This is a genomic window from Flavobacterium amylolyticum, from assembly GCF_048284335.1.
Taxonomy (GTDB): Bacteria; Bacteroidota; Bacteroidia; order Flavobacteriales; family Flavobacteriaceae; genus Flavobacterium.
This window is the reverse complement of sequence record NZ_JBLVPG010000001.1, coordinates 1074860-1096295: the sequence shown is the minus strand read 5'-3', so window position 1 is coordinate 1096295 and position 21436 is coordinate 1074860. Positions and strand designations below refer to the sequence as shown.

The window sequence follows — 21436 nt, the reverse complement described above, 5'->3', positions numbered from 1 at the left end:
CCGTAAAAGATAGAACGTATAGCGGGATAGGCTCCTGATCGTAAAATAAATTCAGCATTAAATTATTTTTGGGCAACAAATCTAGGGTCGGTTTCCATTATGGTTCTACATTTTTCGCAGGTTCTCAAGTGTTCTGAATTATAGAAATGTTCAAAATGAGGCAAGAAATCTTTCTCAATATTATGCAGTTCAAAATAGACTTCGTGCAGTTTGTGATTACAAGAATCACAAAACCAAAGCAATCCGTCCGTGAATCCTTGTCCAGCTCTTTTTCGTTCGATGACAAGTCCTATAGAACCTTGGGAACGCACCGGAGAATGTGGCGTTTTAGCAGGATGCAGGTACATATCGCCCGGATGTAATTCCATTTCTTTGCGCTCGCCATCTTCTTGAATAATTATTTTGATCGAGCCTTCGAGCTGGTAAAACAATTCTTCGGTTTCGTTGTAATGGTAGTCTTTTCGGGCGTTTGGACCGGCAACAACCATCACGATATAATCCCCTGATTGAGCATATAAATTTTTGTTACCCACAGGCGGTTTAAGAAGATGACGGTTTTCATCAATCCATTTATTGAGGTTGAAAGGTTTTGCTATTGCCATTTTTTCTAATTTTTGAATGTAAAGTTATGAAATAGGTTTAAATTCCCTACAATGCATTTAATCCTGTTTATATTTTTTCCTTAATTAAATAAATATATACTGGAAAATGGTCGCTAAATCCTATTTCGGTGGTGGAATGTCGCAACGGATAGCCTTTGTATTGTCCGCTGGTTTGTATCAAAAACGATTTGTTGTAAATTCCGGCTTTCCAATATCGAAAACTCGTATAATCGGATTGCAGTAAGGTTTCAGAAACCATTATCTGGTCAAAAACATCCCATGCATCCCGAAATGCGATAGTTCCAAATCCTTTCTTGGCCATTTCTTCGAATGGATTGTAAATCCCAAAAGGAAGTACTTCCGTCTTTTTTGCTTTGGCGCCAAGCCCAATTTTGACACTTTTATTATATGGACCGTCATTCAAATCGCCCAAAATGATCAATTTTGCATTTGAATTTATGCGTTGCAACGAATCGATTATTTTTCGGTTTAATACTCCTGCGGCTTCGCGGAACGGGCTCGATTTTTTCTCGCCACCGGAACGGGATGGCCAGTGATTGACAATAATATTAATTTCCTCGCCGTCCAGAAAGCCTGTTACCAACAATTGATCTCGGGTATAAACCCGATAATTTTTGGTGCTAATTTGCAATTCATCATCTGTTTTTTCCTCTAAATTTACTTTAGAACTTTCATTTGTATTACCTCCTTCCTTATAAATGTAAAGCGGAATTGTGCTATAACTTGTAGGTTGGAACTTCTTTTTTTGATATAAGAGCGCCACATCGATACCTCTTTTGTCAGGCGAATCAAAATGGATGATTCCGTAATCTTTCTCGATCAGTTTAGGTTGCTTGACTAAATCTTCCAGAACGCCTCTGTTTTCTATTTCGCATCCCCCAATAAATGTGGGCGAATCGGTATTTTCACCTGACCCTATTTCAGCTAAAACGCGCGCTAAGTTCCCTAATTTTTTTTCATATTTATTAAATGTCCAACGCTGTAAACCCTTTGGAGTCCATTCTTCATCAAAAGTGGCAGGGTCATTTATGGTGTCAAAAAGATTCTCGAAATTATAAAATGCGACAGTATGAATGACATATTTTTTTTGTTGTGCATTGGATTTTACACTTGGAAGAAATAAAAATAGAATCGGAATCCAGAACGTAATTCTCATAAGTATCATTTATTTCCAGTCGTTGATCTGATTCGTTTTAGAATCTGTTTATTGTAAAAATAGTCATTTGATGGTAAACTTAAAATTATTTTCTAATTGTCTATCTTTGTTTTTTGTCTTTTTCAAGACCCCATGATTCCAATTATTTTAGAAAACAATACAACATGACTGCAAACCGATTTACTTTTATACTACGCTATCCTGTTTTATATCAATTTCTATTCTTTATTTTTGTTTTACAATCTTTCAACAGTCAAGCCCAATCACAAATGATCACACCACCACGTTTACAAAAAGGAGATACCGTAGCTATTTTGGCAACAGCTCGTAAAAATACGGATGATAACCTAAAACCCGCCATCGATCTGTTACACAGCTGGGGACTTGAAGTTGTTATTGGTAGCACCATCGGTTTAGACAACAATCAATTAGCTGGAACTGACGAACAGCGCGCAGCCGATTTTCAGCAACAACTAGACAACCCAAATATCAAAGCTATTTGGTGTGTAAAGGGTGGTTATGGTACCGTCAGAATGATTGACTTACTGGATTTTACTGCATTCAAAAAAAATCCGAAATGGATCGTTGGCTTTAGTGATGTCACCGTTTTACACAATCATTTGAATACTATGGGTTACAAATCCATTCATGCAATCATGCCGATAACTGCTCCTAGAGCAACTCTTCAAGCCATCGAAACCCTGAGAATTGCCTTATTTGGTGAAAAATTATCATACGAAATTGATTCATTCTCCATGAACAGACCCGGTAGCGCTACCGGAGAATTGGTGGGTGGGAATTTATCCATTTTATACAGTTTGTTGGGCTCACCATCCGCGATTGACTGCGTTGATAAAATCTTGTTTATAGAAGATTTAGACGAATACTTGTATCACATTGACCGTATGATGATGAATTTAAGACGAAATGGCTGCCTGGAAAGCATCAAAGGCATTGTTGTGGGTTCCATGACAAAAATGAAAGACAATGACATTCCATGGGGGAAAAACGCCATTGAGATTATCGAGGATGTTACCAAAAAATACACTATTCCTATCTTGTATAATTTTCCAGCTGGTCATATTCAAGACAATAGAGCACTAATTTTAGGGAATAATGTCATTATTAATGTCAATGAAAAATGCAGTACGCTGGTTTTTGAATAGAGGCAATTTTATTTTTGATTGCAGAAGTTTAAAAACTTGAAATCTTAAACTTAAAACAAAATTTTTCAATGGCAGAACACAATGAACTTGGAAAACTTGGAGAAGAAATGGCAGTCGAATTTTTAAAGAAAGACGGCTACACAATTATCGAAACCAACTGGACTTTCCAGAAGGCCGAAATTGACATTCTGGCCCAAAAAGAAAACATACTTGCTGTTGTTGAGGTTAAAACCCGCTCCTCAATTGAGTTTGGATTGCCACAGGATTTTGTGAAGCCTAAAAAAATTCAGCTTCTTGTAAAAGCAGTCGACGCGTTTGTTACCCAAAGAAATTTAGATATTGAAGTCCGTTTTGACATTATTGCAGTTCATAAGGAAGAGAAATCTTTTGTAATTGAGCATATTATAGATGCTTTTTATTATTTTTAATTGCTTTTTATCGATGTTATATTTGTAACAAATTGTTTTTTATTTATATTTGCGTCATATTTACACACTAACTACGCGTACGACTACAACCACTCAAATATTTACTTATGAAAACTGTTTCTTCTATTGTAGAAAATTACATTAAAACAAAGCCTTTTTTGTTGAATGCTTTATCATTAGGCATAATTAATTTGACTTCATTATCCCGAAACATAATGACCGAATTAGAAAGTGAATTTGGAAAGGAAGTGAAACAAGGTGCGGTTGTTATGGCTTTAAAAAGACTAACCGAAGAATTAGACTTCAGGTTAAATCACAAAATCAATAAAGTCATAAAAAACATTGGTGAAATCACCGTTCGTTCTGCATTGACTGATTATACCTTTGCCGCTTCTGACACTGTTTTAAACAAACAAGCCGATTTAATTACTGACATTAATTCTTTTCCGGATATTTTCTATACTTCATCCCGAGGAGTGAATGAAACTAACATCGTAGTAAGCAATAGTATTAATCATCTGGTGGACAAACATTTTGCTAATGAAAAATTGATTCAAAAACTAGACAACCTTGCTTCGATTACGGTGAAATTACCTAAAGAAAATATTGTTGTTCCTGGGATTTACTATTTTATTTTTCAACGTTTGGCCTGGGAAGGAATTATCATTAACGAAGTAATTTCGACTTCAAACGAATTCACTATCTTAGTGAGTGAAGAGCAAGTGGATGTGGCTTTCAAAGTTATTAAGGATCTTAAGAATTAAAAATCTGATTCTCTAACCTATTACTTTTCTAATTAAAAACACATAGCTCAAGGCAATACCATTGCAATAAACATCAAAGAAAAAAGTTCGTTGAACTTGAAGTTCAAAAACCTATTTCCTAAAATAAAAAGGGCCTAGTTTTCAATAAACTAAGCCCTTTTTATTTAGGAAAATTTAATTACAAATTCATTCCGCCTGAAACTTCTATACGTTGTCCATTCACCCATCTTGAATCCTCAGTACACAAAAAGGCCACTACACTACCTATATCTTCTGGCAGACCTACTCTTCCTAAAGCTGTCAACGAAGTAATATATTGATTTAGCTGCTGATTATCACGAACCGCACCGCCACCAAAGTCTGTTTCAATAGCACCTGGCGCTATTATATTGACTCTAATTTTTCTTTCGCCCAATTCTTTCGCTTGGTATTTAGTCAATGTTTCCATTGCTCCCTTCATACTCGCATAAGTTGAGTATCCTGGAAATGAAAAACGGGTCAATCCTGATGAAATATTTACAACCCCACCACCATCATTCATTATTTTTAATGCTTTTTGAGTCAAGAAAAAAGGCCCTTTGAATTGAATGTTTACCAAATCATCAAATTGAGCTGTAGTAGTTGTTGCAAAACTTTCATGAAGACTAACACCCGCATTATTAATTAAAAAGTCGAATTTATCAGTACCAAAAGTACCTTTCATAGCGGTTACAACATTTTGAAAAAACAAATCAAAACTAGCCACATCAGCGACATTTAATTGAAGGGCTACAGCTTTTTGCCCCAACTTTTCAATTTCTTTTACTACGGCTTCTGCTTCTGCTTGTTTACTGTTGTAGGATACTATTACGTCAAGCCCTTTTTGGGCGAGTTTTAAAGCCATATCTTTTCCTAAACCTCGGCTTCCTCCGGTAACTAATGCGATTTTATTGTTCTTGATTTCCATGTTTATTATAGTTTTTAATTAATACCACAAAATTAATTTAGAGGCAAAGCTTGTCAATTGTAAATATCAATCCAGAGTTTGCAAAATTCAAATCAATCTCTTCACATCCGAAAAGAGAGAGGTGTCAAAGTTGTTTGCTTTTTGAAAAAATTAGAAAAATGAGCCAATTCTTCGAAACCAAGTGAATACGCAATTTCCGAAATATTCCAATCGGTTTCTTTTAAAAGAATTTTAGCTTCTTTGGTCAATCGATTACTGATTAACTCGGTGGTAGTTTTACCTGTATTCTCTTTTAAAACTTTATTCAAATGATTAACATGAATAGACAATCGAGTGGCAAAATCTTTGGCAGATTTCAATTCCAATCGTTGTCGAGGCGACTCAATGGGGAATTGTCTTTCGAGTAACTCCGCAAATAAAGACGAAACCCTAGCTGCCGAATTGTGTTTAGAATATAAGGCTGTTACAGGTTGTAGTTTCTGTCCAAAGTGTATTAACTCCGCCACATAATTCCGAATCAAATCGTATTTATACACATAATCAGAGTTAATTTCTTTATGTATCTTTTTGAATATCAAATCAATTTCTTCGGCGTCCTCATCAGAAAGCTCAAAAACAGGATAACCGTCTGATTTAAAAATTGGGAGTTCGTCAAGCTCAATTCCGCTTTTATCTTTAGTTAGAAATTCGCTGGTAAAAACACAAAAATTTCCGGACTGCTTCGTGTCCTGAGGCACATAATGATAGGGGATTTTTGGCGTAGCAAATAAAAGAGCATTCTTTTCAATCTCAATTACTTTATCCGCATATTCCGCTCTATTTTTTCCTCGGATCAAGCTTATCTTATAATACGCTCTCCGGTCATAAGGCATAAAAGACTTATCCTTTAGTCTTTCGTACAATTCTTTGATGTTGAAAACATTGAAATGACCAATTTCTTTTTGGATTCCATTGGGCAATAATGTACTCGGTTCTGTACCGGAGTCTCCAGAGATTTCCTGGTAGAACTGGTCAATTGATTTTAGTTTCATCGAGAATAAATTTGTAAAAATCAAATATAGAGATTGTTTACAAAGCTTGCCATTAAAAAAATAATTTTTTACGTTTTTCTATCTGATTAATGAAATGACTGGATCGAAGGAATGAATTTAAAATTAAGTAAAAGCCTATAAAAATATACAATAACCTTTTACATTTGGCAATTAGTTGACATTTATGTATATTTATAATACATTTGTCAACCAAATTAAAATCGTTATGAAAGAAATAATCGCACAAAAAATTAAAAATGCTAGAGCACTGAAGGGTATTTCTCAACAGGAACTAGCCGATATGATTGGTGTTTCTAAACAAATGATTAGTAAATATGAAAAAGGAGAATCTATTCCAACCAGCCCAAACATTTTAAAATTAGGAAAATCTTTAAAAGTAAAAGTTGATTATTTTTTTAAACCAAGCAAAATTGAGTTAGGTATTTTAAATTTCAGAAAGAAAAGCTCCTTTTCCAATAAAAAACAAGAATCGTTAGAGCAATTAATAAAATTAAATCTTGAGAATTATCTTGAGGTTGAAGATTTGTTGCAAATTGACTATTCCTTTAAAAATTCGATAGGTAATGAGAAAGTTAATTCTATTGAAGATATTGAGAAAATAGTTTTATCATTACGAAATGAATGGGAAATTGGACTTGATCCAATACACAATATCATCCAACTTTTGGAAGACAACGAAATAAAAGTCGTTGAATTATTTGATGTAGAAGAAAGCTTCGACGGTTTAGCAACTTTTGTAAATAATAAATTTCCAGTTATTGTTGTTAATGGTAATTTTCCAGTTGAAAGAAAACGTTTTACTCTATTACACGAATTAGGTCATTTACTTCTTAACCTACCTGAATGTAACTTAAAAGAGGAGGAAAATTATTGCAATAAATTTGCTTCTGAATTTCTTTTTCCTAAAAAATTGGTACTAAAAGAGTTTGGTGTAAAACGAGATTTAATTTCTTTGAATGAATTTATTGAAGTCCAAAAAAAATACGGAATAAGCATTCCTGCTATTATTTTTAGGTTAGTAGATGCGGGAACTTTTACTGAAAACAGAAAAACTGATTTTTATAAAAAAATTAATTTTAATCCAAGCTTGAAAAGAGAAGTGAATTTATCACGATTTCAAACTCCAGAAAAATCAAACAGATTTGAACAATTGGTTTACAGGGCTTTGTCCCAAGAAATAATCTCGATTAGCAAGGCATCATCCTTGTTAAATCAAGATATAAACTTATTAATTGAAAATTCATTGTTATAAAATTCAATAGATGAGAGTAATAATAAACGATGCCAATATTTTAATTGATTTAGTTCTTTTAAACTTGATGAATGAATTTATTCAATTAGAAATAGAGTTAAAAACAACTGATTTTGTCTTTGAAGAACTCAATGAAGACCAAAAAATCATAATTGAAGAATTTATCAACTCTGGAAAAATTGAATTAATAATAACGGAAAAAGAAGAAGATTTTATAAGTATTGTTACCATTTTAGACAATAGCTCCGGCTTAAGTTTTGAAGATTGTTCCGTTTGGCATTATGCTCATAAACTTGATGGTATTTTACTTTCTGGGGATGGAAGATTAAGAAAACAAGCAACCGCAAATGGAATTTTGGTAAAAGGAATTTTATATGTTTTTGACCAATTACTCCTCAATAATTTAATTTCTTTTGATTATGCAATTGAAAAATTAGAGCAGCTGTATGAAATAAATCCAAGATTGCCCTCTAATTCAAAAAATGAGCGAATTACTAGTTGGTCTTCGCACAAAAACATTTCTAACTAAATAACTTAACCCAAACATTTTTCATTCACTTCCCTAACATCTCCATCAATTCCAAAGCAGTCCTAGTATTCTTCACATTGTCAAAGGTTAACAATAATCGCAAACCAGCTGGCGTTTGTTTTTCTTTCATTTTACAAATAGAACTGTGTTTTTGCACAAACTGCAAAACCTCCTGAAAACGCTTTGACTGGTAATAATCCGATTGTTGATCTGAAATAAAATACCCAATCATCTTACCTTGTTTCATCACCAGTTTCTCGATTCCAATACGGGTAGCAATCCACTTGATACGAATACTATTCATTAACGCATTAGCTCGTGGTGGCAAAGGACCAAAACGGTCAATCAATTTATTCTGGAAAACAATCAGTTCTTCTTCGTTTTTCACAGTACCCAATTCATTGTACAAACTCAATCGCTCCGAAACATTATTGATGTATTCATCCGAAAACAACAACTCAAAGTCGGTGTCGATTTGCAAGTCTTTGACGTATTCTTTGGTCTCCAAATTATTTTCCTCCGGATACAAATCCTTAAATTCGTTTTCTTTCAATTCGTCGATGGCTTCATTCATGATTTTTTGATAGGTATCAAAACCAATCTCGTTGATAAAACCACTTTGCTCGCCTCCCAATAAATCTCCGGCACCACGAATCTCCAAATCTTTCATGGCAATGTTAAATCCACTTCCCAATTCGCTGAATTGTTCCAAAGCCTGGATTCTTTTCCTCGCATCATCGGTCATGGCGGAATACGGCGGACAGATAAAATAGCAAAACGCTTTCTTGTTGCTACGCCCTACCCGACCGCGCATTTGATGCAAATCAGATAATCCAAAATTATTCGCATTATTGATAAAAATCGTATTCGCATTGGGAACGTCCAAACCGCTTTCGATAATGGTGGTCGCCACCAAAACATCAAATTCTCCGTTCATGAAAGCCAACATCAATTCTTCCAGTTTTCGTCCTTCCATTTGGCCGTGACCAATTCCTACTTTGGCATTGGGCACCAAACGCTGAATCATTCCGGCCACTTCTTTGATGTTTTCTATTCTGTTATTGATAAAGAAAACCTGACCGTTGCGCTGAATTTCATACGAAATCGCATCTCGAATCAACTCTTCACTAAAACCAACTACATTCGTTTCAATAGGATATCTGTTTGGTGGCGGTGTTGTAATTACGGATAAATCGCGCGCTGCCATCAATGAAAACTGCAACGTTCTCGGTATAGGTGTTGCGGTCAATGTTAGCGTATCCACATTGGCTGCAATGGTTTTGAGTTTGTCTTTTACGTTGACACCAAATTTTTGCTCCTCATCCACAATCAACAATCCCAAGTCTTTGAAAACTACATTTTTGTTTACTAGTTGGTGTGTCCCGATTACAATATCCAGTTTTCCTTCGGCCAATAATTTTAGTGTTTCCGCTTTTTGTTTGGCCGTTCTAAAACGGTTTAAATACCCCACAGAAACCGGCATGTCTTTCAATCGTTCCGTAAAAGTTCTATAATGCTGGTATGCCAAAATAGTTGTAGGAACCAGAATTGCAACTTGTTTGCTGTTATCCACTGCTTTGAAAGCCGCACGAATAGCGACTTCGGTTTTACCAAAACCCACATCACCACAAACCAAGCGATCCATTGGGCGGTCGCTTTCCATATCCGCTTTTACTTCGGCCGTTGATTTGGTTTGGTCCGGCGTATCTTCGTAAATAAACGAGCTTTCCAGTTCGTTTTGCAAATAACTGTCCGGCGCAAACTGGAATCCTTTTTCGAGTCTTCTTTTGGCATACAATTGGATCAAATTGAATGCAATGTGTTTGACGCGGGCCTTGGTTTTTTGTTTTAGAATCTTCCAGGCGTTCGAACCCAATTTATAAATTTTGGGTGGCGTTCCGTCTTTTCCGTTGTATTTTGAAATTTTGTGTAGCGAATGAATACTCACATACACAATGTCATTATCGGCATACACGAGCTTGATGGCTTCTTGTGTTTTGCCTTCAACTTGTATTTTTTGTAACCCTCCAAAACGCCCAATCCCGTGATCGATGTGTGTCACATAATCCCCTACGGATAAGGTTGTCAACTCTTTTAAGGTAATATTCTGTTTTTTAGAATAGCCATTTTTGATGCTGAATTTATGATAGCGTTCAAAAATTTGATGGTCGGTATAACAAGTGATTTGGTTTTCTTCATCAATGAATCCTTGGTATAACGGCAAAACAACGGTATGATATTGCTTGCGGATATTCTCCGAATTGGCTTCATCCAAGGTTTCAAAAATATCATGAAATCGTTTGGCTTGGGCATCATTCGAACAAAACAAATAGTTTTTGTACCCATTGAAATGATTTTCATTCAGATTATTCAACAACAAATCAAATTGTTTATTGAAAGACGGTTGAGGTTGAATGTGAAATTCGATTTTTTTGGTAGTTCTAAAAATAGGTTTCGAACTCAATTCTACAATCGAGAAATCCAACGCTCTTTTTATAAACCCTGCTTGATTCAGGAACAATTCTTCAGGTGTAGCTCGTTTTATTTCCTGCGATAATTTTGCGAAAGCTTCTTCGGCTTTGCCAAATTGTTTGTCTAATTGAGATAAAAAATCTTCGGTGTTTTGGATAAAAATTACTGTTTTCTCTGAGATATAATCTAAGAAACTTTCTCTATTTTCCTGAAAAACTTTGTTCTCCACATTTGGAATTATTGTAATTTTTTTCTGTTGTGCAATCGATAATTGGGTCGCAACATCAAAACTGCGAATACTCTCCACTTCGTCTCCAAAAAACTCAATTCGGTACGGATTATCATTCGAAAAAGAAAACACATCAACAATTCCACCACGAACCGAAAATTCTCCGGGCTCTGTAATGAAATCAACTCTTTTAAATTCATATTCGAACAATACTTCGTTGATAAAATCAATAGAGATTTTGTCACCAACCGATACTTTCAACGTGTTTTTATCCAATTCTTTTCGAGTCACCACTTTTTCGAATAATGCTTCGGGATAGGTGACAATAATGGCCGGTTTTTTACGGGAATTAATTCTGTTCAGGACTTCGGCACGAAGCAAAACGTTCGCATTATCCGTTTCTTCAATTTGGTAGGGACGGCGGTAAGAACCAGGATAAAACAAAACATCCTGTTCACCAACCAGCTGTTCGAGGTCATTCAAATAATACGCTGCTTCTTCTTTATTGTTTAAAACAATCAAAAAAGGAAGTTCGGATTTCTTAAAAACCGATCGAATTACAAATGAAAGTGCGGAACCCAACAATCCAGAAAAATGTATTTTTACTTGATTATTTTCTAATAAGCGAGCAACAATTTGCTTGGTTTTGGCAGAATTATCGTAGGTATTGTATAAGGCTGTTTTACTCAACGCGTGGTATATTTGGATCTATGATCGGTGTATTAGGAATGGCTCTTGCGGTGTCCATCATTCTTCTTAATTCAGATTCTCCTTCTTCAACTGGAATTTTATTTTTTTCTGTGATCTTATCCATTTGTCTTTGTAAGGAAACCAGTTCTAAATTGATTTCTGAAACCAGTAGTATCACTTTTTTATCAGGGATATTATCCAGATTAATGAATAAATTCAACAATCGCACCTTAGTGATTAATGTCGAAATTCTACTTTTTATTGGTGGCTTATTATATTCAAAAGGAACATTATCATTTAAAACCATTACTTTTTTAGATAAAGCTTTTGATTTTTGCTGGAAAGCCCTGATATTTTTTTTGGGTTTCTGAGCTAATTCAGCTAAGAAAATTCGCCATTCGTTCCAAGTGGCGATACTTTTTTCTGACGACTCCGTTACTGGCGTATCGTAAAAAACCCAACCTTTCTGAATATTTGTTAATATGACTTCTCTTTTTTGTCTCTCTTTCTTATTTTCGGCAATGCGTTTTTCATTGTCGTTTTTACAGGAAAGCAAAACAAAAATAAGAGAAAAGAAAACCGCTATATTGTATTTCATTTTAATTTCATTAAAGGACAAAGTTACGAAGTAAATTCACAATACCGAATTACCTCTTAAGAATATCAACCGTATCTATTGCGCAACAGCTAAGGCAAAAAGTAAGCTATTCAAAGGGTATACGTTGTTTAAAGCTGACACAAATGTGCAATTAAATTTGACCTGGTAAATTAAACCTTTAATACCTTTCGCCAAATAGAATAATAATTTAATATTACAGAGGCCTATTTTATATTTAAAAAAACAATAATTAAGAAATTTAACTTCGTTTTAATCACTATTTTATGATATTTATAATCATTTTTATTAAAATTATGGTATTTACGAAAACGTTATCTTTGTTTTTTAAATAGACAAAAATGAATACAAAAATATTGATCATAGGCGCTTGCGGACAAATTGGAACGGAGCTTACCCAAAAGTTACGAAAAATATACAGAACAGAAAATGTAATCGCTTCGGATATTCGGAAATTGAATACTGATGTGGTTAATTCAGGTCCATTTGAAGTGGTCAATGCGCTAGATTTTAATCAGATTGAACATCTTGTAGAGATCCACCAAATTGATGAAATCTATTTGATGGCCGCATTATTGTCGGCTACAGCCGAGAAAAACCCTGCATTTGCTTGGGACTTGAATATGAATTCATTGTTTCATGTTTTGAATTTGGCAAAAGCTGGAAAAATAAAAAAAATATTTTGGCCTTCGAGTATTGCGGTTTTTGGACCAACAACTCCTAAAGAAAATACGCCACAATACACGATAATGGAGCCATCAACAGTGTACGGAATTAGCAAACAAGCCGGCGAAAGATGGTGCGAATACTACCACAATATCTTTGGTGTAGATGTAAGAAGCATTCGTTATCCGGGTTTAATCAGCTGGTCATCGCCTCCTGGTGGCGGCACTACGGATTATGCAGTAGATATCTATCACAAAGCGCTTTCGGATAAAACATACGAATGTTTTTTATCCTCAGAAACTAAAATGCCAATGATGTATATGGACGATGCCATTGCTGCTACCATCCAAATTATGCAAGCGCCGGCAGACCAAATAAAAATTCATTCTTCGTATAATTTAGCCGCCATGAGCTTTACACCAACTGAGATTGCTGCCGAAATCAAAAAACACATTCCTGAATTTACCATCACTTATGAGCCTGACTTCCGTCAAAAAATAGCCGACAGTTGGCCAGCAAGTATTGATGATGCTGAAGCCAGAAAGGACTGGGGATGGAAACATGAATTTGATTTGGAGACGATGACTACAGATATGCTGGAACATTTGAGATAGGTTGTTACCACAAAAAAAGCCACAAAATAGATGTTTTGTGGCTTTTTTTAAAATAAGTTAAACCTTTCAATTTTTTTTAGGTTTATAGCATACAGTAGTATTGTTACTGCTTAATCATTAAGTATTCGCCGGTATTTATACTGGCAGGAGTAGGCGCAAGATCTCCCTCTTTGCGGGTTATAAATCCATCCCAAAATATTTTTACTAGTAATGCAGCAACACCATTTGTCGTTGTTTTACGTATGTCTATACCAGCAATATTTGGCGATTTATTATCTACAAAACTAAGACGTAAACGTTTTTCTGTTGGTGAACAACTAGGACAGCCCAACTGAGTGCCAATGATAATTGTATTTCCTGTTATGATATGATTGATCTCTTCATCAGTATAATTGACATTTATATTGGCTAATGTATTGCCTTTTTCTACTCCATCCTTGATGAATTGAAATTCTCCAACAATAAGGTCAGTATAATAATATCCATATGATTTTATTTTTTTCTTTAATACAAATTTCAAAGAGGTACTCCCACTAGTATATAAATATGTACCGTCATAACCATCAAGTACGCCATTGATGTCTTTATAATAGGCTCCTTGAGGCTTCCATCTTGTAGGTTCTGAAATATCGTACACTGGCGATTGGGCTGTACAAGCAGTTAAGAAAAGGAAAAATGCGAAATAGTGAATGTATGTTTTCATGATTGTTTATTTATTAGTTACGAGGAGTTTGGGTTATTGTTGAATTATTTAAGGTAAGTTTATCAAAATTATCGGTTGTAGCATCAGCTTTTAAAAGTACTATACCAAAATCTTTAAATTGCTCTAGGAAACTTTTCTCTAAGTTTCCATTGCTTTTGGCATAGATTTTTGCTTGATCTTCGTGAATTTTTTTAATACGTTCATCTTCACTTTGAAATTTGGTATAATTGGGGTCGTTCCAAACAGAATTAATCTGAGTTCGCAGTGATTCAATATTTTCTATTTTTAGCATGTAGGTATTTGTATTTCCTAAAGCGTCTTTGCAAACTAAACCATTAAAAGCTTCTTGTTTTCTGCTAGAGCTGGCCTCATCGTACACGCTTAACAAAAAGCGAATATCTTGAAAAGAAAACATAGCATGACCATCAGAGGGGTGAGAATGCAATCCCCCAACATAACCAAACCCTACTGACATCGGTATTGAAAATTGATCGTTAGACAAAACTTGGGTAAACTCATATTTAAAAGTTTCGTCTGGATTCATTACTTTTTTTACTTCAACTCCTGCTTCTTTATTATTTACGGTTGCGTTAACTTTGTCTTTGAGCCAGTTTATACCAGATTTTAAACTGTTAGACGAATTAAGATTATAATTCATTAGATTTCCTAAATCAAGACAAGGATTTGGCAGTTCTTGCTCATTCTTAATCCAAGACTCATCACCTGTTGTACCGCCACTACCCAATGAGTTCCAACTAATCGCTATTGGTACTTCTTTCCCCATCTCATTTAGCGAAACAAAAGTACTAGGGTCTTTATAGCTATTGATTATTATTACTTCATGTAAATCGCCAGCATCAATAGTCCTACTCGTATTTTGGATTCCTTTTTGTTCTGATTGATTTTTTTTATTTGGTACCAAATCAACTACATACTTATTATTTTTTAAACGATATGCTCTAATAAAGTCGCCATTTAATCGCGTCATTAGTATAATACCATCGAAAGAATTTTGTGTAGATGAAACTTCAGCAAATTCATTATAAATCATAGACTCAATTTGCGCTCCTACCCGCAAAAAAAGAGCACGACGGTGCTGCTGTTGTGCTTTTGTTTTTATAGGGATGACTGTCAATAACTCAGTGGTATTGGTTACTTTCTCTTGGGTAATTTTATCAAAGTCAAAATCATTTTGCAAACCACTACTTTTAGCTGTTGTTCTTTGTTCATCATAAAGATTTTTAACGAAAGAAACTGCCTCGTTTTTAGAAACGGTTTCAATAGTCGATTGTTGTTCAATTGCTATATCTTCGGTACTACAAGACTGCATAAAACAAAGGGAAAAACTCATAAAAAATACAAGGACTTTATGCTTTATTTCGTTTGTTTGTTTGTTTTCATATTTTTTTGGTTAGTTTATATTTTCTAAAAATAGGGGATATTTTACAGTTTACTATACCCACTTTTAGTGATATTTAAAAAAATTTACAGCAAAAAATTACTAGACTGGAATCATGAATTTGACCTAAAGACAATGACTAAAGATATGTTGAAAAATTTGAGTACCGAAAAAGCACAATGCCTTTATTTATATAGAATTCGGGTTTTAAAAAATCAAGATGAAAATCTAATTTTTTGAAACCCGAATTTTTTTATTTGTATTTTATATTTTTTCTTTTAGCATCATGTAAAAAGATATTTTTGCTAAATTTGATAAAAACCTCAGCACCATGAAACTTAAATCAAGTGAACCCTTTTGGTTGGTGAAAAATGGAATCATCAACTCCTATCCTTCCTTAAGAGAAAACTTAGAAACAGAAATACTTATTGTAGGAGGAGGGATTACTGGCAGCCTTATTGCTCATCAATGCATTGCAGATGGCTACAAAACCATGCTGATAGACCGCCGAGAAATTGGTCACGGAAGCACGTCGGCCACGACATCAATGCTACAATACGAAATTGATGTTCCGTTGTACCAGCTTATGGATTTAATTGGCGAAAATGCCGCTGCTGACTGTTATTGGGCGTGTTATAACTCAATTGATGATCTAAAGAAAGTAGTACAACAGGTAAAATCAGATTGTGGATTCAAGAAAAAAGAATCTCTTTATTATGCGGCTGTAAAAAAAGATATTGGTTGGTTAAAAAAAGAATTTGAAGCGCGAAAAAAAATTGGAATACCCGTAAAATGGCTGGAGGCAGATGAAATTGATGAAAAGTATCAACTTAAAAACACACATGGCGGAATCTTATCCGAGCAAGGCGGAAGCATTGATGCGTTTAGATTAGCGCATGATATTCTAGCGTACAATCTCGAAAAAGGGCTAAAAATCTTCGATAAGACCGACATAAAAAAAGTCACCTACAAACAAAATGGCGTAACGGTTGTAACTGAATATGGAACTACCATTGCCGCAAAAAAAATAATCTACTGCAACGGTTTTGAAAGTACTGAAATTATTAAAGATAATTTTGTGAAATTACTTTCTACTTATGCTATTGTTGGCGAACGATTTGAAGACGACCAATCCTATCTTCACAACACCCTATTTTGGAATACAGCAAAACCATATATCTATATGCGAACTACGGATGATAACAGACTACTTATTGGTGGCGAAGATGAAGATTTTGTCAATGCTAAAAAAAGGGATTCATTACTCAACGTCAAGTCTGGTAAGCTGACAAAATATCTGCAGAAAATTTTACCAAATTATGATTTCCGGATGGATTTTGTCTGGGCTGGTACTTTTGGTGAGACTAAAGACGGCTTACCTTACATTGGCAAGCATCCCAATTTCCCAAGCACTTATTTTGTTTTGGGTTTTGGTGGAAATGGCATCACATTCTCAGTGATTGGAATGAAACTGGTTTCAGAGATGCTGAAAAACAGGAATCACTCCTTAGCGAAATATTTTAAATTCAGAAGGTAACTACACTGTTTTTTCCATACAAATACATCATTGAAACGCATAAAAAAAGCCCTTTTCAGGGCTTTTAAAAAAATCACTTTAATTCATAGGTATTGTTTTCCTTCTTGATATCGGCCATTAAACCACTAGGATCAATAGTAATTTTCTTGATGGTATTTTTTGGCTTCGCAATCATGAATTCCATTGTAGGATAAGCCCAAGCCCAATCCCCCAAAACAGTTCGTTTTATTGCTGGATTCGGATTTTCTTTTTCGAAGCTCATCATGCGCAACGGGATGTAAAAACTCTCCTTAGTACCGTCAGTATATTCTACTAACAAATCAATTGGCATTGGCATCCTGCCTATTCGCTCTAATGTTACAATCGTTTTACCTCCGATATCTCTTGGCTCTCTGATGCCGTAATCAATCGTGCTTGTCGTTTGTGTCCAATCCGTCAAGTACCAATCCAGATTTGCTCCAGAAATTCTTTCGGCTGATCTTTTGATGTCATTCGGTGTAGGATGCTTGAATTTAAAATCGCTGTAATATTTTTTCAACGTTTTCATCAGATTTTCTTTTCCAATCAAATAAATCAATTGCGTTAAGAATAATTCTCCTTTACTATAAGAAGTAATACTGTAGACTCTGTTTTCATCAAAACGATCAGCATGGGTGGTTTGTGGCAATTCTTTTCCTGAATTAACCATAGAAAAATACCCCGCATACGCTCCCGCAAATGGATTTTCTGCCTTTTTATCAGCGATTTCATTCATTCCTAAATCTTCCAGAAAAGAGGTGAACCCTTCATCCATCCATCCGTGTTTAGATTCATTGGAAGCCAAAACATGTTGAAACCAAGAATGTGCCATTTCGTGAGCCGTTACCCCAAGCAGCCCATCAAAACTGCCTTGTCCCAAAATTAAGGTACACATAGCATACTCCATTCCGCCATCACCTCCCTGAATAACGGAGTATTGCTTGTAAGGATAATCTCCAACCGTTTTATTATAAAAAGCCATTAACTGTACCGTTTTTGGTTGTAGTTTTTTCCAATTTTCAATGTATTGTGGATTGTTTTTATACAAGAAATGCAAGTCTACATTGTTAGGACCCTTAACAACATCATGGATGTAATTTTTATCAGCCGCCCACGTAAAGTCATGTACCATTGGCGCATTAAAATGCCACGTTAACGTTTTAGTTCCCTTTGGAAGAGTCACCACAACTCCTTGATCTTGATATCCGTGTCCAATTGTGTTTTTATTTTGCAAATACCCTGTACCACCTAAAACGTATGCCGCATCAATGGTAATATTTACATCAAAATTTCCCCAAACTCCGTGAAATTCTCTTGCAATATATGGATCCGCATGCCAACCTTCAAAATCGAATTCAGCCATTTTGGGATACCACTGCGCCATTGACAGTTCTACCCCTTCAGCATTATTTCTTCCGGAACGACGAATTTGTAGGGGAACCTGACCGTCAAAATCTAATTTCAAGGTAGTTTTTGAATGGGGTAAAATTGGCTTAGCCAAAGTGACTTCAAGAATTGTTCCTACTGCTTTTACCGGAATACTTACTCCATCTTGCCTGAAATTAGTTATGTTTAAATACCCCGTTTCGTTAGGTTTTAAATTTTTTATTCGGCTTTCTTTCAAGCCATTAACACCCGTATTGGTTTTGTTAATCATTCTGGCGTCAGGATCTTTTATACTTTGAATTCTGGCGTCCATCTCGCTGCCGGGCTGAAAGGCATTGTTGTATAAATGATAATACACTTTATTTAGCGTATCCGAAGAGTTATTCGTATAAACCAATTCTTGCTTTCCTTTGTACTCATATGTCTTAACATCCATGGTAACGTCCATTTTGTAATCAACATGCTGCTGCCAATAAGAGGTGCTTTGAGCAAATAAATTTGCAAAACTTAAAGTACAAAAAGATAATAAAAGAAGTTTTTTCATATTAGATAAAATAAAAAATGGAAGAACAAAGTGCTCTTCCATTGATGAATATTTGAATTGTTATTTTTTAGACATTTTTTCTGCCATCAGTAAAGCATTGTATGCATTTACGATTTTCCCTGATTTTGACAATGCAGTAAAAGAACGAATATCATTTGCTTTTCCACCTACTACTACATCTGTTGTTATGGCAACTCCTGAATCCATCAAAATATGTTTTACTTGCTGAGCAGATAATTTGGGATAATACGAACGAATCAATGCGGCAACCCCAGCAACGTTTGGCGCAGCCATTGAAGTTCCTTGTAAATACTTGTAGGTATTATTTGGAGTTGTAGCATAGATTTTTACTCCTGGAGCAAAAACGTCTACATTAATTTTTCCAATATTAGAAAAACGAGCCACTACTTTATTCCCATATTCAAAATTTAAAGCTCCAATGGTGATTAAATTATCGGCAAACTCAGTCACTTTATCTTCTGAATCATTAGGGAAGTTTTCAGCAAAATCAATATCTTTTGCATCATTACCTGCTGCATGAACAATTAAAACATCTTTTTTTTCTGCATATTTTATAGCATCATATACCCATTGTTTGTGTGGAGAAAAACTTTTTCCAAAACTTCCGTTAATTACTTTGGCTCCATTATCAACCGCATATCGAATTCCAAGGGCAATATCTTTATCATACTCATCTCCATCCGGCACTGCACGAACGGTAAGAATTTGAACATTATTAGCAACACCATCGCCTCCTAACACATTGTTTCTGCTTTGCGCTACAATTCCTGCTACGTGTGTCCCATGAAGAATTTCGTTCTTATCAGGTCCCATTACATTGTTGTTTCCGTATTTAGTGTCGGTAATATCGTTTGGATTATCTCCTACTACTTTACGGTAATCTGTTTTTAAGTTGTCTCCGTTTATAAGTGCAATCTGATCGTCTAATTGTTTTTGAACCGCCACTTTTAGTTCTGCTATAGGCAAACCATAAGAAAGCATCTGTTGCATGGCCGCTTTGCTTTTTTGTGTTGCTGTTTCTTGTGAAACAATAGCATTTACCTCCTCGATAGTATAGACTTGCTTACCAAAATGCTTCACTAAAGTTGCATCACTAGTTGTAAGGGTCTCTAACATTTGCTCTGAACGTATTTGCCCCGCTACTGCATCCGCAACTTTTTTGTCATTTAATGCTTTAGCGGCCTGATACGTCGCTTGATCCACTAAAGTTTTATCTTTGATGATTCTTTCGTATTCCAAATTCTCTTTGGTACTATCCCCCAGAAAATTCCATCCGTGAATATCATCGATGTATCCGTTTTTGTCATCATCAATTCCGTTTCCCGCAATTTCTTTCAAATTGGTCCAAAGCACCGATTTTAAATCCTCATGTTCGATATCTACACCTGAATCTACAATTCCAACAATAACTGGCACCCCTCTTTTACCTTTCAATAGTTCAGCATACGCCTTGTCAACACTCATCCCAGGAATGGTATCAGTCACTATATCTAAATGACTCCAACGCTTCAAATCATTTTCAGTTATTGGTGCCTTTTTTTTAATGTTTAAAGGAGCGCTTACAGCTACCAGATCCGAATTAGAAATATTTGAAACTTGTCTTGAAGCGCCACAACCTGCTAATGCTAAAAAAGCAAAAGCAGAAATGTAAATGGGTTTAATAGTATTCATCGAAAATGTTTTTTATTAGTTTTAAAATATTTGTCTAAAATAATTTTTTTTGTTACAACCGGAGTTATTATTAACACTATGTTAAGATTTGTTCGCAAGTAAAAACTGCTGCTAGGCGAACCCCTTTTTCGGTTTTCTCTACTGTTATGATTTCATTATGTGCATCGTGTTCTAAAAACAAATAGTAATTATTATCCGCTGCAGCATTCATGAATTTTGATTTTTCGTCTAATGTCAGTAGTGGTCTAGTATCATAGCCCATAACGTAAGGAATAGGAATGTGTCCAGCTGTAGCCAATAAATCCGCGCAAAAAACAATCGTTTTGTCTTTGTATTGAATGTGCGGAATCATCTGTTTTTCAGTATGACCATCTGCAAAGAAGATGCCAAAACCCAATTCTGATGTTGTAAGAAAATCGCCTTCCGGTCTTTGAATGAAATTCAATTGCCCACTTTCCTGCATGGGTAGAATATTTTCCGACAAGAACGATGCTTTCTCTCTAGGATTGGGCTTCGTAGCCCATTGCCAATGATTTTCATTGCTCCAAAATTTGGCATTTTTAAACGCAGGCTCGTAACCCGTTTTATTTGTATTCCACTGCACACTGCCCCCACAATGATCAAAGTGTAAATGTGTCATAAAAACATCAGTTACATCCTCGCGATGAAAACCATATTTAGCCAACGATTTATCCATAGAATGCGTTCCCCAAAGCGAATAATACCCAAAAAACTTCTCTGATTGCTTATTTCCCATCCCGGTATCAATCAAAATCAATTGATCCCCATCTTCAATCAACAAGCACCGTGCGGCAATATCAATTAAATTAGTTGAATCGGCTGGATTGGTTTTATTCCAAATCGTTTTTGGCACAACGCCAAACATAGCACCTCCATCCAATTTAAAATTTCCGGTTTCTATGGGATATAATTTCATGTTTTTTATATTTTTTT

The 21436-nt window shown here is 35.1% G+C and carries 18 protein-coding genes; 7 read left to right on the top strand and 11 right to left on the bottom strand.

Annotation, left to right across the window (positions count from 1 at the left end; translation table 11 throughout):
• Positions 1 to 62: 62 nt before the first annotated feature.
• Both ACNQF9_RS04895 and ACNQF9_RS04890 read right to left on the bottom strand, forming a co-directional pair.
• On the bottom strand, positions 63 to 602 hold the full coding sequence (locus ACNQF9_RS04895) for a 3-hydroxyanthranilate 3,4-dioxygenase (RefSeq protein WP_417959119.1): 540 nt from the start codon (positions 600 to 602) through the stop codon (positions 63 to 65).
• A gap of 67 nt (positions 603 to 669) precedes the next feature.
• The gene (locus ACNQF9_RS04890) at positions 670 to 1779 is read right to left on the bottom strand and encodes an endonuclease/exonuclease/phosphatase family protein (RefSeq protein WP_417959118.1); all 1110 of its coding nucleotides are present in this window, start codon (positions 1777 to 1779) and stop codon (positions 670 to 672) included.
• 269 nt (positions 1780 to 2048) lie between these two features.
• On the opposite strand from ACNQF9_RS04890, the gene ACNQF9_RS04885 reads away from it, so the two are divergent.
• From ACNQF9_RS04885 to ACNQF9_RS04875, 3 genes are all read left to right on the top strand, one after another.
• Positions 2049 to 2945, top strand: a complete 897-nt coding sequence (locus tag ACNQF9_RS04885) for a S66 peptidase family protein (protein WP_417959406.1) — start codon at positions 2049 to 2051, stop codon at positions 2943 to 2945.
• Between the two features lie 68 nt (positions 2946 to 3013).
• Positions 3014 to 3373, top strand: coding sequence for a YraN family protein (locus tag ACNQF9_RS04880; RefSeq protein ID WP_417959117.1), 360 nt, complete (start codon positions 3014 to 3016; stop codon positions 3371 to 3373).
• Between the two features lie 107 nt (positions 3374 to 3480).
• Positions 3481 to 4137 (top strand): aspartate kinase, encoded by a 657-nt coding sequence (locus ACNQF9_RS04875; protein ID WP_417959116.1) that lies wholly within the window; start codon positions 3481 to 3483, stop codon positions 4135 to 4137.
• Positions 4138 to 4315: 178 nt separating this feature from the next.
• On the opposite strand, the gene ACNQF9_RS04870 is transcribed toward ACNQF9_RS04875, so the two are convergent.
• Positions 4316 to 5083, bottom strand: a complete 768-nt coding sequence (locus tag ACNQF9_RS04870; RefSeq protein WP_417959115.1) for an SDR family NAD(P)-dependent oxidoreductase — start codon at positions 5081 to 5083, stop codon at positions 4316 to 4318.
• Between the two features lie 101 nt (positions 5084 to 5184).
• The gene (locus ACNQF9_RS04865; RefSeq protein ID WP_417959114.1) at positions 5185 to 6114 is read right to left on the bottom strand and encodes a helix-turn-helix domain-containing protein; all 930 of its coding nucleotides are present in this window, start codon (positions 6112 to 6114) and stop codon (positions 5185 to 5187) included.
• Positions 6115 to 6340: 226 nt separating this feature from the next.
• On the opposite strand from ACNQF9_RS04865, the gene ACNQF9_RS04860 reads away from it, so the two are divergent.
• Both ACNQF9_RS04860 and ACNQF9_RS04855 read left to right on the top strand, forming a co-directional pair.
• On the top strand, positions 6341 to 7387 hold the full coding sequence (locus ACNQF9_RS04860; protein ID WP_417959113.1) for a helix-turn-helix domain-containing protein: 1047 nt from the start codon (positions 6341 to 6343) through the stop codon (positions 7385 to 7387).
• Between the two features lie 10 nt (positions 7388 to 7397).
• Complete coding sequence (locus ACNQF9_RS04855) at positions 7398 to 7916, top strand: PIN domain-containing protein (protein ID WP_417959112.1); 519 nt, start codon at positions 7398 to 7400, stop codon at positions 7914 to 7916.
• 25 nt (positions 7917 to 7941) lie between these two features.
• On the opposite strand, the gene mfd is transcribed toward ACNQF9_RS04855, so the two are convergent.
• Both mfd and ACNQF9_RS04845 read right to left on the bottom strand, forming a co-directional pair.
• Positions 7942 to 11307, bottom strand: coding sequence for a transcription-repair coupling factor (gene mfd, locus ACNQF9_RS04850; protein ID WP_417959110.1), 3366 nt, complete (start codon positions 11305 to 11307; stop codon positions 7942 to 7944).
• Complete coding sequence (locus ACNQF9_RS04845; RefSeq protein WP_417959109.1) at positions 11300 to 11905, bottom strand: hypothetical protein; 606 nt, start codon at positions 11903 to 11905, stop codon at positions 11300 to 11302. Before ACNQF9_RS04845 ends, mfd begins: the two co-directional genes overlap by 8 nt.
• Before the next feature lie 359 nt (positions 11906 to 12264).
• On the opposite strand from ACNQF9_RS04845, the gene ACNQF9_RS04840 reads away from it, so the two are divergent.
• On the top strand, positions 12265 to 13203 hold the full coding sequence (locus ACNQF9_RS04840; RefSeq protein WP_417959108.1) for an L-threonine 3-dehydrogenase: 939 nt from the start codon (positions 12265 to 12267) through the stop codon (positions 13201 to 13203).
• A 103-nt stretch (positions 13204 to 13306) separates the two neighbouring features.
• Here ACNQF9_RS04840 and ACNQF9_RS04835 read toward each other — a convergent pair whose 3' ends face one another.
• Together ACNQF9_RS04835 and ACNQF9_RS04830 are read right to left on the bottom strand one after the other, a co-directional pair.
• Positions 13307 to 13906, bottom strand: a complete 600-nt coding sequence (locus ACNQF9_RS04835; RefSeq protein ID WP_417959107.1) for a DUF6705 family protein — start codon at positions 13904 to 13906, stop codon at positions 13307 to 13309.
• Between the two features lie 13 nt (positions 13907 to 13919).
• Positions 13920 to 15257, bottom strand: a complete 1338-nt coding sequence (locus tag ACNQF9_RS04830) for a hypothetical protein (RefSeq protein ID WP_417989729.1) — start codon at positions 15255 to 15257, stop codon at positions 13920 to 13922.
• 379 nt (positions 15258 to 15636) lie between these two features.
• Between ACNQF9_RS04830 and ACNQF9_RS04825 the strand changes: the two genes are divergently transcribed.
• Positions 15637 to 16842, top strand: a complete 1206-nt coding sequence (locus ACNQF9_RS04825; RefSeq protein WP_417959105.1) for an NAD(P)/FAD-dependent oxidoreductase — start codon at positions 15637 to 15639, stop codon at positions 16840 to 16842.
• Positions 16843 to 16915: 73 nt separating this feature from the next.
• On the opposite strand, the gene ACNQF9_RS04820 is transcribed toward ACNQF9_RS04825, so the two are convergent.
• From ACNQF9_RS04820 to ACNQF9_RS04810, 3 genes are all read right to left on the bottom strand, one after another.
• Positions 16916 to 18790 (bottom strand): M1 family metallopeptidase, encoded by a 1875-nt coding sequence (locus ACNQF9_RS04820; RefSeq protein WP_417959104.1) that lies wholly within the window; start codon positions 18788 to 18790, stop codon positions 16916 to 16918.
• Positions 18791 to 18850: 60 nt separating this feature from the next.
• Complete coding sequence (locus ACNQF9_RS04815; protein ID WP_417959103.1) at positions 18851 to 20482, bottom strand: S8 family peptidase; 1632 nt, start codon at positions 20480 to 20482, stop codon at positions 18851 to 18853.
• Between the two features lie 76 nt (positions 20483 to 20558).
• Complete coding sequence (locus ACNQF9_RS04810; protein WP_417959102.1) at positions 20559 to 21419, bottom strand: MBL fold metallo-hydrolase; 861 nt, start codon at positions 21417 to 21419, stop codon at positions 20559 to 20561.
• Positions 21420 to 21436: the final 17 nt, after the last annotated feature.

Excerpts from the sequence above, each read along its gene's own strand:
- ACNQF9_RS04885 (WP_417959406.1), top strand. The coding sequence starts at position 2,049 with ATGATCACACCACCACGTTTACAAAAAGGAGATACCGTAGCTATTTTG.
- ACNQF9_RS04870 (WP_417959115.1), bottom strand. The coding sequence starts at position 5,083 with ATGGAAATCAAGAACAATAAAATCGCATTAGTTACCGGAGGAAGCCGA.
- ACNQF9_RS04845 (WP_417959109.1), bottom strand. The coding sequence starts at position 11,905 with ATGAAATACAATATAGCGGTTTTCTTTTCTCTTATTTTTGTTTTGCTT.
- ACNQF9_RS04865 (WP_417959114.1), bottom strand. The coding sequence starts at position 6,114 with ATGAAACTAAAATCAATTGACCAGTTCTACCAGGAAATCTCTGGAGAC.
- ACNQF9_RS04855 (WP_417959112.1), top strand. The coding sequence starts at position 7,398 with ATGAGAGTAATAATAAACGATGCCAATATTTTAATTGATTTAGTTCTT.
- ACNQF9_RS04820 (WP_417959104.1), bottom strand. The coding sequence starts at position 18,790 with ATGAAAAAACTTCTTTTATTATCTTTTTGTACTTTAAGTTTTGCAAAT.
- ACNQF9_RS04835 (WP_417959107.1), bottom strand. The coding sequence starts at position 13,906 with ATGAAAACATACATTCACTATTTCGCATTTTTCCTTTTCTTAACTGCT.
- ACNQF9_RS04890 (WP_417959118.1), bottom strand. The coding sequence starts at position 1,779 with ATGAGAATTACGTTCTGGATTCCGATTCTATTTTTATTTCTTCCAAGT.
- ACNQF9_RS04860 (WP_417959113.1), top strand. The coding sequence starts at position 6,341 with ATGAAAGAAATAATCGCACAAAAAATTAAAAATGCTAGAGCACTGAAG.
- ACNQF9_RS04815 (WP_417959103.1), bottom strand. The coding sequence starts at position 20,482 with ATGAATACTATTAAACCCATTTACATTTCTGCTTTTGCTTTTTTAGCA.
- ACNQF9_RS04810 (WP_417959102.1), bottom strand. The coding sequence starts at position 21,419 with ATGAAATTATATCCCATAGAAACCGGAAATTTTAAATTGGATGGAGGT.
- ACNQF9_RS04895 (WP_417959119.1), bottom strand. The coding sequence starts at position 602 with ATGGCAATAGCAAAACCTTTCAACCTCAATAAATGGATTGATGAAAAC.
- ACNQF9_RS04825 (WP_417959105.1), top strand. The coding sequence starts at position 15,637 with ATGAAACTTAAATCAAGTGAACCCTTTTGGTTGGTGAAAAATGGAATC.
- ACNQF9_RS04830 (WP_417989729.1), bottom strand. The coding sequence starts at position 15,257 with ATGAGTTTTTCCCTTTGTTTTATGCAGTCTTGTAGTACCGAAGATATA.
- ACNQF9_RS04880 (WP_417959117.1), top strand. The coding sequence starts at position 3,014 with ATGGCAGAACACAATGAACTTGGAAAACTTGGAGAAGAAATGGCAGTC.
- ACNQF9_RS04875 (WP_417959116.1), top strand. The coding sequence starts at position 3,481 with ATGAAAACTGTTTCTTCTATTGTAGAAAATTACATTAAAACAAAGCCT.
- ACNQF9_RS04840 (WP_417959108.1), top strand. The coding sequence starts at position 12,265 with ATGAATACAAAAATATTGATCATAGGCGCTTGCGGACAAATTGGAACG.